This window comes from Polaribacter sp. Hel1_33_96 (assembly GCF_002846595.1).
Taxonomy (GTDB): Bacteria; Bacteroidota; Bacteroidia; order Flavobacteriales; family Flavobacteriaceae; genus Polaribacter.
Genome location: NZ_PJMV01000001.1, coordinates 1,128,545 through 1,141,131 on the forward strand (window position 1 = coordinate 1,128,545; position 12,587 = coordinate 1,141,131).

Here is a 12,587-nt window from a genome sequence, read left to right on the forward strand (position 1 = left end):
TTGTAAAGTATAAAACAGAATGTTAACTTTGTAGAGATAGATTATTCTAAAATGTAAGATGAGTAATACGATAGAAGCAATTCATTTACTGGAAGATAAGTTAAAAATACTACTTTCTAATTATGAGTTTTTAAAAAGTGAAAATCAAATATTGCTTCAAAATAACACAAAATTACAACATCAACTTTTAGAAAAAGAGCAAAATTTAGTAGCGCAAAAAAAAGAATTTGATATGCTGAAAATTGCTAAAACTATTGAAGGCAGTAGTACAAATACTAAAGATACAAAACTGAAAATAAATACATTGATTAGAGAAATTGATAAGTGTATTATTCAGTTACAAGAATAAAGTTCTTTACATTGTGGAAAAACTAAAGATTAATATTGTAATTGCAGGCAGAACTTATCCTTTAAGCGTTAATAACATTAAAGAAGAAGAGGGGATGCGTAAAGCTGCAATAGCAATTAATAATCTAATTTCTATGTATGAGCAAAATTACGCCGTTAGCGATAAACAAGATGTTTTAGCAATGTCTGCTCTGCAATTTGCATCTAAATTAGAAATATTATCTTTGGATAAAAACCACACAAAAAAAGAAGAAATAGAAAAAATAAGTGAACTTACTAAATTGGTAAGTTCTCATTTAAAGTAAGTTCATTAAAATACATTAACAACACACTGCCTACGTTAGTAATTGTTTATTAAACTCAACACTATTCTATTATGAAGGATGAGTCTTAACTGCAAAAGCATGCCATTAATATTGAACTTGTTTAATATTTAAATGGAGTCTTGAACGGTTAGTTAGTCCTATAAATGTCATTTTGGAGTTTAAAAACCCAACTAGTGTAGGCTTTTTTTTATATTAAATTTAAATTATGGATGATATGATACTTCCCATTATTATGGGAGTTTTAGCAGGAGCAGTAATAGGTTTTATAATCTTTAGATTGATGGAAAAATCGAAAGGAAAAAAGATGCTTGACGTTACTAAAAAAGAAGCTGCAACTATTTTAAAGGAAGCAAAAATAGACGCAGAATCAGTTAAAAAAGATAAAATATTACAAGCAAAAGAAAAATTTATTGAACTGAAATCAGAACATGAAAAAGTAATTTTATCTAGAGAAAAAAAGATTTCAGATGTAGAGAAAAGAATTCGAGATAGAGAATCTAAAGTGGCTTCAGAAGTTGATAAAAATAAACGGTTAAATCAATCTTTAGAGCAAAAAGAAAAAGATTACAATTTTAAGTTAGATTTCTTAGAGAATAAGGAAAGTGATCTTGATAAAATGCATAAACGTCATGTAGACATGCTAGAACAAATTTCTGGTTTATCTGCAGATGAGGCAAAAAAGGAGCTTGTATCTTCTTTGAAAGAAGAAGCTAAGTCAGAAGCAATGGCTTTTGTACAGACGTCTATAGAAGAGTCAAAATTAACAGCAGAACAAGAGGCAAGAAAAATTATTTTAGGCACTATTCAAAGGGTAGGTGTTGAGCAAGCAGTAGAAAATTGCGTATCTGTCTTTAATCTTGAATCTGATGATGTTAAAGGGCGAATTATTGGTAGAGAAGGTCGTAATATTAGAGCTTTAGAAGCTGCAACGGGTGTAGAAATTATTGTTGATGATACTCCAGAAGCAATTATTTTGTCCTGTTTTGATCCTGTTCGAAGAGAAATTGCGCGTTTAGCAATGCATAAATTGGTTACTGATGGTCGAATTCACCCGGCTAGAATTGAAGAAATTGTTAAAAAGACTGAAAAGCAAATTACCCAAGAAATTATAGAGGTGGGTAAAAGAACAGTTATAGATTTAGGTATTCATGGTTTACATCCAGAATTGATTAAAACTGTTGGACGAATGAAATACCGCTCTTCTTATGGTCAAAACTTGTTACAGCACTCGCGTGAAGTTTCAAACCTTTGTGGAATTATGGCTTCTGAAATGGGCTTAAACTCAAAATTGGCAAAAAGAGCTGGTCTTTTGCATGATATAGGTAAAGTGCCAGAATCAGAAAGTGAACTTCCTCATGCACTTTTAGGAATGCAATGGGCTGAAAAATATGGAGAAAAAGAAGAGGTTTGTAATGCAATTGGAGCCCATCATGATGAAATAGAAATGAAGAGTTTATTGTCTCCAATTGTGCAAGTTTGTGATGCGATTTCAGGGGCAAGACCAGGGGCAAGGCGTCAAGTACTGGATTCTTACATCCAACGTTTAAAAGATTTAGAAGAAATTGCTTTTGGCTTTACAGGTGTTCAAAAAGCTTATGCTATTCAGGCTGGTCGTGAATTACGTGTTATGGTAGAAAGTGGTAAAGTTAATGATACGAAAGCCGCTGAATTATCATTTAATATTTCACAAAAAATTCAAAATGATATGACGTACCCAGGTCAAGTAAAAGTAACTGTAATTAGAGAAACAAGAGCTGTAAATGTTGCTAAGTAGTTACTATTATTCTTTTCTTAGGGAAGAGTAAATACTTAAACTTATATTTTTAATAAATTCCTGCTTTTGAAGTAGGAATTTTTTTTTAGTTTAAAATTTCTTTATGAGTAAGAACATCTTTTCTGCTTTATATTAGGTACTCACAAAATCTAAAGCTCAGGAAGGATCTTTCTAGGATGAAAAGTTTCTACAACTTCTTTTAAATAACTATTGTCTAAATGAACATATACTTCAGTAGTAGTGATGCTTTCATGTCCAAGCATTTGCTGTATCGCTCTTAAGTCTGCACCATTTTTTAATAAATGAGTTGCGAAAGAATGACGTAAAGTATGCGGACTTATTTTTTTGTTTAAATTGATTTTAATAGTTAAATCTTTTAAAATAGTAAATATCATTTGACGAGTTAAACCTTTACCACGTCTGTTTAAAAAGAGCGTGTCTTCAAAGCCTTTAGTCGTTTTTAGATGACTTCTAATTTCAGTAATATACATAGAAATATATTTTTGAGCACGATAATGAATCGGTACAAAACGTTCTTTATTGCCTTTTCCAGTTACTTTTATAAAACCTTCTTCAAAGAATAAATCAGAAATTTTTAAGGTGATGAGCTCGCTAACACGCAAACCACAACTATACATTGTTTCTAAAATTGTTCTATTTCTTTCTCCTTGAGGATGACTTAAATCAACTGCAGTAATAAGTTCATTTATTTCATCTTCAGACAATGTATCTGGTAATTTTCTTCCAATTTTTGGAGCTTCTATTAAGTCTGTTGGATTTGTTTTTCTATAATCCTCAAAAATTAAATAATCAAAAAAACTTCGTAAACCAGAAATTATTCTTGCTTGACTTCTTGGGTTTACTTTTTTAGCAACATTATAAATAAATTGTTGAATATTAGTTTCAGTAATAGAGATAGGAGAGAGATTGATTTCATTTTCTTCTAAAAACAAGGTTAATTTATCCAAGTCTCTAGAATAACTATCAATAGTGTTTTGAGATAAACCTCTTTCAATTTTTAAAAACAATTGATAATCTCTAATCGCGTTTTGCCATTTCATAATCACAAGGTATTAAATTTATTGTATTACAAAGACCAAAACCTGAAAATTACTATAAATGAATTATTTACTTTTTAAAATACAGTTTTTTTTTTATTTGTTATATTTTAGCAATATGAAAATTATCATCATAAACGGACCTAATTTAAATTTATTAGGAAAAAGAGAACCAGAAATATATGGCTCTCAAACTTTTGAAGATTTCTTTATAGCTCTGCAATTAAAATTTAAGAATGTAGAATTGTCTTATTTTCAATCTAATATAGAAGGAGAAATTATTGATAAATTACATGAGGTTGGTTTTGATTATGATGGGATAATCTTAAATGCAGCGGCATACACACATACTTCTGTTGGTATTGGAGATGCCGTTAAAGGCATACATGCGCCAGTTGTTGAACTGCATATTTCTAATGTACATGCTCGTGAAGAGTTTAGACATCATAGTTTTATTGCTCCTGCAGCAAAAGGTGTTCTGTTCGGATTTGGGTTAAAAGGATATGAGTTGGCCGTCCAGAGTTTCTTATAATTTTAAAAGCATTTTAATACTTGAACGCTCATAATGAGAATTTTCTTCCAAAGTAACCTCTTTAAAACCAATTTTTCTATACAAGTTTATTGCAGGAACTAATTTTCTATGAGAATATAAAGTGATGCTTTTCCATTCTTGATTTTGAGCAAATTCTATACAGAAAGTCATTAATTTTTGACCAATTTTTAAGCCCTGGTATTTTGGTGAAACCGCCATTTTACTCAACTCAAAAAATGTTTTTTGATTGATTAAAGCAACTACACCAATAATTTCACTGTTATATTTTGCAAAAAAGATAAAGCCTCCAGGATCAATTACATATTTTTTTGGATTGCTTAAAACCTTTTGATCATAAGGCTCTACATAAAAATATTTTTCCAGCCACTCCACATTTAACTTATAAAAATGAATTGCCAATTGAGGTTGGTACGCTATAATCTCTAGATTTTCTATTTTCATAGTATATAAGTTTGCATTAGGGATTGAAGTGAAAATCCTTATTTATGTCAGTTTTAGTTTTTATTTTGAAGTGATAAAGGAAAAATAAAAATATGTAGTACACATAAAAAAGATTGAAACAAAAAGCTCGACTTTTCTCCACTAAAATTTTTCAGTTTCAGTGCAGAAAAGAGTGCCAAAAATAAATTAAATTTTTGAGTTTATAATTTGCATCATTTCGTTTTCTAAACCAATCGTTTGTTGATAGATATCTTCTGCTTTTGCTAAAATAGTTTCCGCAAATTTTCTGTCTTTAATATCTTTTGCATTTATACGAACGTTAAAATAGGCCCCGGTAACAGCTGTTTTAGCACACAAAACGCCAACACCACCATCTGAAAGTGAATTCTGCAATCCATTTTTCATCATTTCCAACATCACTTCTATAGAATTACAGGCAGTTTCCATAACTTTAAAAGGAATTTCAGTAGCATATTTTGTTGCATCTTCAATTGCTTGTTTTCTTATTTCAATTTCTTCATTATTGGTTTTTGGCATTCTAAAGCCATCAATAATTTTATTAAAAGCATTGGTGTCTTCATCAACTAAGAATAACAAATCATTTTTGTATTGTTGCCCTTTTTCTGCCCAATTAGAGAAATACTCCCATTTAGAATCCCAACCAGGTTTGTGTGCAGATAAATTTGCAACCATAGCTCCTAAAGAAACACCTAGAGTACCTACGTAAGCAGCAATACTGCCGCCTCCAGGAGCCATAGATTCGGATGCAGTTTCTTCAGCAAAATCTTTAACGCTAAAGTCAATTAACTTTTTTTGCGCATCAGCATTCATCACATATTCAATGATTCTTTCTTGTGGGTTAAAAGGCTTTAAATCATCTAAGCCTAGAGACTTAATAGCAATTTTTATTTTCTCATTTTCACTTATACCCAAAGAGCGTTCTTGTTTTTTAAGATAAAAATCTGCAGCATCTAACATTGCTTGCAAAGGAACTAAACCTACCAATTCTGAACCTGTTACCCGCAAACCACGTTTTGTTGCCGCGACATCAGTCTCATAAAAAGCTTCATGCATAGAAGTGATTGTAATATTGGTTAGGTTATACGAAATTTGCGCAATTCCATATTCCTCAATAAACCAACCAATACCTTTTACAGCTTTTAATTTACCGGGAATTCTCTCAGGGTTACCGTCTTTGTCTAATACTTTTTTTCCTTCAACTAATTTAGCTCTTCCATTTTCACGGATGTCAAAAGCAATTGCATTTGCACGTCTTGTGGATGTTGAATTTAAATTTACATTGTAAGCAATCAAGAAATCACGGGCAGAAATTGCCGTTACTCCGGATGAAATAATTTGTTCATTGTATTGAGTTGGGCCAAAATCTGGTTTCCAATTCGCTTTAGATAACTTTTCTTTTAAACCTTCATATTCTCCAGAACGAACTGTAGCTAGGTTTTTACGCTCATTAGAAGTTGCTGCATTTTCATAAAAATAACCAGAAATGCCTAATTCTTCACCAACTCTTTTTCCTAATTGATGCGCATACTTTGCAGTTTCTTCCATAGAAATATTTGCAATTGGAACTAAAGGACAAACATCGGTAGCTCCAAAACGTGGATGTTCTCCGGTTTGTTTGCTCATGTCAATCAATTCTGATGCTTTTCTTATCAACCTAAAAGCAGCTTCAATTACCTTTTCTGGTTCGCCAACAAAGGTGATTACAGTTCTGTTAGTCGCTTTTCCGGGATCTATATCAAGCAGTTTTACACCTTCTACAGTTTTTACGATATTCGCAATCGTTTGTATTTTATTGATGTCTCTACCTTCGCTAATATTAGGTACGCATTCTATAAGTTGTCTATGCATGTTTGGTGAATTTTTATCAAATGTAAAATTTTCACCTAAAGAAATCTAAAATTTTTATTAAAAAATGAAAAGTAATATACTAATTCAATGTTTTTGATAAATAGGCATATCTAAACAAGAGTAAAATTAAGAATGGAATGATAGCAATTGGAAATAATTGAACTCCTAAAACCCAAAGTATTGGAATGATAAACAGCAGAAAAAATGAAAATCTAACATAAGATTTCAACCATTTTTTTTGATGAACCTTGAGCATTAAAAATGCGATTATTAAATTAGGAGCAAATGCCCATAAAAAATTGAAGTTATTAGGTGCTGTCGAATGGTCGGTAAAAAACCAAAGAAAACAAATCACACATCCTATGAGTCCAGTAATGAATAGTAAGATGAAATCCATCCATTTTGATCTTTTTTTGTTCTTAAAATCAGAAAAAGTAACGAAGATGCCAATGAAAGAAATGACACTAAATATTAGAAATGGATTAAATATTGAAATTTCTTGCTTTAATTCCTTGAACTCTAATAAAACATCTTCCCTTTTAATCAATTTTTTAGGCTTATTTTCAATAAATATAGCACTGTTTTTAAATATAGAATATACATAATCAGGCAGGTACATGTATTGTGTGAAATTTGCCTTTTGATCTAATTTACTTCCTAAAGCTAAATTTATTCCAAAACTTCCCCAAGTGTTCCAAGGAATTTCTCTATCCATTAGTTGTCTAAAAGAACGTCTTTCATTTATATTTTTATTACTTAAAACAACTTTATCACCTAAAATAGCAGTGGTAATGTCTCTTAATTTTGTGGCACAATTATCAAAGTACGGATCATAATTATAATTTTTATTTTCTGGTAAAGCATTATTTTCTAAATAGATAAAAAAAGATTGTCGTTCTTCTTGGGTTAAATTTAAAACTTGTTGTTTTACCCAACGTTTGTCTCTTTTGTAACCTGCTAAAAAGTCTCTAAAATTATAGCGCCCCATGCTATAAATCAAATTTCCTTTAGTGAAATTTAATTCAAAATTAGGAGCGTTAAAATCAAACATCCCATAATTATAAATTAAATCTAATCTTAAAACAGGATCTTTAATTCTTATTGCAGAATGACCAAAAGCTTCATACAATTCTATTCCTGGACCGGCGGTAATAATACTAACTTCAGAATATACAGAAAGGTTTATTTGTGCAAAAAGTGATTTTGTAAGTAGAAAGAAAAAGAATAGTAGTAAGTAGTTTTTTTTCATAATTTTTAGCGTCTAAAAAAGCTATAATCAATAGTTATTGAAAAAATATTTGAAAATAAAGCATTACCGACACTACCAATATTTGTTAAGGCATAATCTATTTGAATACCTTGATAGGTAAAGCCAACTCCAAAATTTGGTTGTAAAGAAAGTGATTTTGAATTGTTGAATTCAGTGATATATTGAAAATTACCAACTCCTAGACGTAAATATACAAGTTTATCGTAATCTAATTGAAACCCAATAGCCGGGTCTATACTTCCAACATTTGATGAGAAAATATCATTAGTTTGTTCAAAACGAATATTTAAATCTACTTCTGTTTGAAGGTTGAAAAATCGTCCAATTCTAAATTCTTTTGCAATACCTAATTGTATTTTTGGTTTTGTAATTTCTGTGGATTCTGGTAATTCTTGATTTTGACCAGGAATGGCATCTTTAATCTTATTGAATTCCTCTTCATTAATTGCCCAACTATTAAAAGTGGTTGTAATGTCTCTTGCCATGATTCCGAATTTCCAATTATTTCTTTCAAACTGAATACCTGCATCAAAACCAAAACCCCAAGAAGAAGCAAAATCTCCAATAATTCTTCTTACTATTTTTGCATTTACTCCAAAATTAACATCCTTAAAAAGTAAATTTCGAGCATAAGCAAAATTAAAAGCATAATCTGCGGAAGAAAATAAACTAATTCTGTTAAAATCTATATTTCCTTGACTATCAATTAATTCTGTTGTATTTAAAATATCATCGACTCCAAAACGAATTATTGAAATTCCCAAAGCACTTTTAGCATCTATGGGCATTGCAAAAGCGGCATGATTATAATTAGCAATTCCTGCAAAATAAGAAGCGTGCATTAAAGAGCCTTGGTAGTCTTCTATACCCACTAGTCCTGCAGGGTTCCAGTATATAGCATTTACATTATTTGTAGTTGCTACAACTGTTTTACTCATCCCTAAAGCCGCTGCATCTACTCCAATGTTTAAAAATTCATTGGAATAATTTCTAAAAGTTTGCGCATTTAGAAGAAGCGGTAAAACAAATAAATAAATAAATATTTTGTACTTCACAAGTATTGAAAGTTAAGTATAACAAATATCTTAAAACCTATTAAAATAACTATAGTTTTTTATAGATATTGTTTACAAAATATCTAATTCAATATTTTCCTTTATAAAACGTTCAATTCTAAATTCTAACCATTTATTCTCTTCGGGTTTAAAAGAGGTCATAAAGCCAACATGTCCACCAAATTTTGTTTCTTCAAAAAAGAAAAATTTTGAGTTTTTTGCTTCTTGATAAGGATAACATTCCCTTGATAAAAAAGTGTCATCTTTTGCATTGATTAATAAAGTTGGTTTTCTAATTTTAGAAAGGTAAGGTTTGGAACTTGCTTTTTCCCAGTAGTCTTCAGGACTTTTAAAACCAAAAACAGGTACTGTGTATAAATACTCTAAATGTTTAAATTTGGTTGCTTTAAAAAGTTTCTCTTGATCTAATTTATATTCTGGGAATTTGAAAGCTTTTTCTAAAACTTTGTTTTTCATTGTTTTAAAAAACATTTCGATATATAATTTGTTTTTTAATTTATCCATTTCTAATTCTGCAGAAGCAATATCTATAGGAACAGAAACTGCAATTCCACCTTTGATTATTGACGAAATACTTTCACCTTTTTCGCCAATATATTTTAAGGTTAAATTTCCTCCTAAACTAAATCCAACAATTACAATGTTTTTGTAATTGTAATTTTCTAATAAATAATCTACAACAAAACTTACATCTTCAGTTTTTCCACTATGATAGGTTGCAAGTTGTAAATTATCTTCACCACTACAACCTCTTAGATTAAAACAAACGGTATCTAATCCCTTGCAATTTAAATGGTTAGTGTTGGCTGCTATATATTTAGAATTTGAGCTTCCTTCTAAACCATGAATTAATAAAATCAAGGTTTCAGAACCTACAAAAGAAAAATCCAAATCAATAAAATCATGATCCCACGTTGAAATTCTTTTTCTTGTGTAAGTTGCAGTATCTTTCATGAAAAGGGGCCTGTACATAGTGTTAAAATGGCCATTTCGAAACGGTATTGTAGGTAAGAAATTTGATGTAAAAACTGGCATAGACCTTTTTATTTTTACAAATATGACAAAAATTTAACGAATTAGAAAACAAACAAATTTTGATTTCTTACTTTAGCTTTTAAATTATAATCTATAAATGAGCATAGGTAAACAAATTCCAAATTTTATTACATTAGGCAATCTTCTTTCAGGAACTGTGGCTGTAATTTTTGCGGTAGAAGGAGATTACAAAATGGCAGCATTATTTGTTTGTATTGGAATTATTTTTGATTTTTTTGATGGTTTTGTAGCCCGATTGCTAAAAGTTTCTGGAGAATTAGGTAAACAATTAGATTCTTTAGCTGACATGGTTACAAGTGGGGTTGTACCAGGTATTATTATGTATAAATTATTGCAAGATAATTTAATAGATAAACCAAACATTATGAATTCAGCGGTACAAATATTCGATATCCCTTTATTTGGTATGCTACTAACATTAGCAGCAGGTTTTAGATTGGCAAAATTTAATATTGATACCAGACAATCAGACTCCTTTATTGGTTTACCAACTCCGGCAATGTCTTTGTTTGTTCTTTCATTACCTTTAATTACAGAATATAGTGATGTTGATTTTGTGAAAGATTTAATTATGAACAATTATTTTTTAATTGGTGTAACCTTTGTTTTAAGTTATTTGATGCATGCAGAATTGCATTTATTTTCTTTAAAATTTAAAGATTATTCTATAAAAAATAACAGTATTAAATATATTTTTCTTTCAATTTCTATCATATTAATTGGAACTATTCACTTTTTATCGATACCAATTATTATTGTAATCTATGTGCTTTTATCCTTAATTAAAAAAGTATTTCCCAAAAAAAATAATCAATAATGAAACCGGCTAATATCCCCCCAAATGAAGCTAAAAGGTTAAAGAATTTAAAAAGTTATCATATTTTAGATACGCTACCGGAAGAAGAGTACGACGCTATCACAAAAATAGCTTCTGTTATTTGTAATACTCCTATTGCACTTATTTCTATTATTGATGAAAGTAGGCAGTGGTTTAAGTCCAAACATGGCTTAAATGCGACAGAAACTCCTAGAGAATTTTCTTTTTGTGCTCATAGTATTTTGCAGCCAGATGAATTATTTATCATTAATGATGCACGCAAAGACAAACGTTTTTTTGATAGTTCATTAATCACCAGTGATCTTAATGTAGTTTTTTATGCTGGTGCTCCATTAAATAGCTCAGAAGGTTATTCTTTAGGAACTTTATGTGTTATTGATAATGAGCCAAAAAAATTGAACAATACTCAAAAAGAAAGCTTAAGTTTATTAGCGAAACAAGTGGTTACTCTTTTAGAATTAAGAAAAAAAAACAGAGAATTAGCCGAGTCAAATAAGCAAAATTTAAAGTTAAATGAACAATTAAACGATTTTGCATATCGGTTAACTCATGATTTAAAATCACCGATTAATGGGGTGAATTTTTTGTTGGATGTTTTAAAAGAAGATCATTTTGAACTTTTTAAAAACACAAAAGCAGAAGAGTATGTCAGCTTAATTTCTAACAGAATTTTATATATGGATAATTTAGTTACTAAAATTTTAAAAGATTCTAAAGTAGCAAGCGAAAATATTATCTATGAAAAATTTAATGTAAAGGATCTAGTAGATAGTATTAGAATTAACATTGATTTTGAAAATAAGTTGTTAATTAATTCTGAGCCTTTAGATATTGAAGTGTACAGCTCAAAAATTGGTCTTTTGCAAATCTTTCAAAATTTAATTTCTAATTCAAGAAAATTTTCTGATGAAGAAAATGTAATAATTTCTATAAGGTGTAAAGAAGATCTAGATAGTTATCATTTTGTTTATGAAGATAATGGTCCAGGAATTCAGGAGCAATATTGGAATAAAGTTTTTAAAATGTTTGAAACGTTAGATAATACAGGTAACAACAATACGGGTATAGGATTAACTACTGTAAAATCTATCATAAAAAGGCTTGGAGGAAAAATAGAATTAAAGCACCGAGAAGAATACAAAAAAGGAGTTTGTTTTCATTTTAACTTGTCAAAAAGAGAAAGTAATTAATTAAAGTTTAAGGTTTAAATGTTTTCTTCTTTTTAAGTTCAAAATCTTTACCTAAATAAACCTTACGCACCATTTCATCGGCCGCTAATTCTTCTGGGGTTCCCTCTTTTAGGATACTTCCATTATACATTAAGTAAGTTTTGTCTGTAATTGCTAGCGTTGCTTGCACATCATGATCTGTAATTAGAATACCAATATTTTTGTTTTTTAATTGAGCAACAATACTTTGGATATCTTCAACAGCAATAGGGTCAACACCAGCAAAAGGTTCGTCTAATAAAATAAAATTAGGGTCAGATGCTAAACAACGTGCAATTTCTGTTCTACGCCTTTCTCCTCCAGAAAGTAAATCTCCTCTATTTTTACGAACATGACCAATATTAAATTCTTCAATTAAAGATTCTAACTTTATTTTTTGTTCTTTTTTAGATAAGTTTGTGAATTGTAAAACAGACTTAATATTATCTTCTACAGATAACTTTCTAAAAACAGACGCTTCCTGGGCTAAATAACCAATTCCTTTTTGTGCACGTTTGTACATGGCATCACCAGTAATTTCTTCGTCATTTAAGTAAATATGACCAGCATTTGGTTTTACCATACCAACAATCATATAAAAAGAGGTTGTTTTTCCTGCTCCATTTGGACCTAAAAGTCCAATAATTTCACCCTGCTTAACTTCTAAAGAAATGTCTTGTACAACTTTTCTACTTCCGTAAATTTTTTGAATGTTTTCTGCTCTTAAAATCATATTTTTTTGAAATGTGCAATTTTAGAATTGTAGAACT

The 12,587-nt window shown here is 29.8% G+C and carries 13 protein-coding genes; 6 read left to right on the forward strand and 7 right to left on the reverse strand.

Features of this window, described 5'->3' with window-relative positions; all coding sequences use genetic code 11:
- Window positions 1–58: 58 nt before the first annotated feature.
- From ATE90_RS05005 to rny, 3 genes are all read left to right on the forward strand, one after another.
- The gene (locus ATE90_RS05005) at window positions 59–349 is read left to right on the forward strand and encodes a hypothetical protein (RefSeq protein ID WP_036786632.1); all 291 of its coding nucleotides are present in this window, start codon (window positions 59–61) and stop codon (window positions 347–349) included.
- A 13-nt stretch (window positions 350–362) separates the two neighbouring features.
- On the forward strand, window positions 363–653 hold the full coding sequence (locus tag ATE90_RS05010; protein ID WP_036786630.1) for a cell division protein ZapA: 291 nt from the start codon (window positions 363–365) through the stop codon (window positions 651–653).
- A 226-nt stretch (window positions 654–879) separates the two neighbouring features.
- Window positions 880–2,448 (forward strand): ribonuclease Y, encoded by a 1,569-nt coding sequence (gene rny, locus ATE90_RS05020; protein WP_036786628.1) that lies wholly within the window; start codon window positions 880–882, stop codon window positions 2,446–2,448.
- 149 nt (window positions 2,449–2,597) lie between these two features.
- Here rny and xerD read toward each other — a convergent pair whose 3' ends face one another.
- Window positions 2,598–3,509: a site-specific tyrosine recombinase XerD gene (xerD, locus tag ATE90_RS05025; protein ID WP_091954169.1), complete on the reverse strand. Its 912-nt coding sequence runs from the start codon at window positions 3,507–3,509 to the stop codon at window positions 2,598–2,600.
- A gap of 115 nt (window positions 3,510–3,624) precedes the next feature.
- On the opposite strand from xerD, the gene aroQ reads away from it, so the two are divergent.
- Window positions 3,625–4,038, forward strand: coding sequence for a type II 3-dehydroquinate dehydratase (gene aroQ, locus ATE90_RS05030; protein WP_101450975.1), 414 nt, complete (start codon window positions 3,625–3,627; stop codon window positions 4,036–4,038).
- Here aroQ and ATE90_RS05035 read toward each other — a convergent pair.
- The 5 genes from ATE90_RS05035 to ATE90_RS05055 form a co-directional block, all read right to left on the reverse strand.
- Entirely contained in the window at window positions 4,033–4,500 is a 468-nt protein-coding gene (locus tag ATE90_RS05035) for a GNAT family N-acetyltransferase (protein ID WP_091954166.1), read from the reverse strand. The genes aroQ and ATE90_RS05035 overlap by 6 nt on opposite strands.
- A 186-nt stretch (window positions 4,501–4,686) precedes the next feature.
- Window positions 4,687–6,369, reverse strand: a complete 1,683-nt coding sequence (ftcD, locus tag ATE90_RS05040; protein WP_036786620.1) for a glutamate formimidoyltransferase — start codon at window positions 6,367–6,369, stop codon at window positions 4,687–4,689.
- A 79-nt stretch (window positions 6,370–6,448) separates the two neighbouring features.
- Window positions 6,449–7,618, reverse strand: a complete 1,170-nt coding sequence (locus ATE90_RS05045; RefSeq protein WP_036786618.1) for a lipoprotein N-acyltransferase Lnb domain-containing protein — start codon at window positions 7,616–7,618, stop codon at window positions 6,449–6,451.
- A 5-nt stretch (window positions 7,619–7,623) separates the two neighbouring features.
- Complete coding sequence (locus ATE90_RS05050) at window positions 7,624–8,694, reverse strand: PorV/PorQ family protein (protein ID WP_036786616.1); 1,071 nt, start codon at window positions 8,692–8,694, stop codon at window positions 7,624–7,626.
- Between the two features lie 72 nt (window positions 8,695–8,766).
- Complete coding sequence (locus tag ATE90_RS05055; RefSeq protein ID WP_235317738.1) at window positions 8,767–9,669, reverse strand: YheT family hydrolase; 903 nt, start codon at window positions 9,667–9,669, stop codon at window positions 8,767–8,769.
- Between the two features lie 178 nt (window positions 9,670–9,847).
- Between ATE90_RS05055 and ATE90_RS05060 the strand changes: the two genes are divergently transcribed.
- Both ATE90_RS05060 and ATE90_RS05065 read left to right on the forward strand, forming a co-directional pair.
- On the forward strand, window positions 9,848–10,588 hold the full coding sequence (locus ATE90_RS05060; protein ID WP_180335174.1) for a CDP-alcohol phosphatidyltransferase family protein: 741 nt from the start codon (window positions 9,848–9,850) through the stop codon (window positions 10,586–10,588).
- A complete protein-coding gene (locus tag ATE90_RS05065; RefSeq protein WP_101450977.1) occupies window positions 10,588–11,799 on the forward strand; it encodes a sensor histidine kinase in 1,212 nt (403 codons plus the stop codon). The genes ATE90_RS05060 and ATE90_RS05065 overlap by 1 nt, the downstream gene beginning before the upstream one ends.
- Window positions 11,800–11,806: 7 nt before the next feature.
- Here the strand turns inward: ATE90_RS05065 and lptB are convergent, their stop codons facing one another.
- Window positions 11,807–12,550, reverse strand: coding sequence for an LPS export ABC transporter ATP-binding protein (lptB, locus tag ATE90_RS05070; RefSeq protein WP_036786610.1), 744 nt, complete (start codon window positions 12,548–12,550; stop codon window positions 11,807–11,809).
- Window positions 12,551–12,587 lie beyond the last annotated feature (37 nt).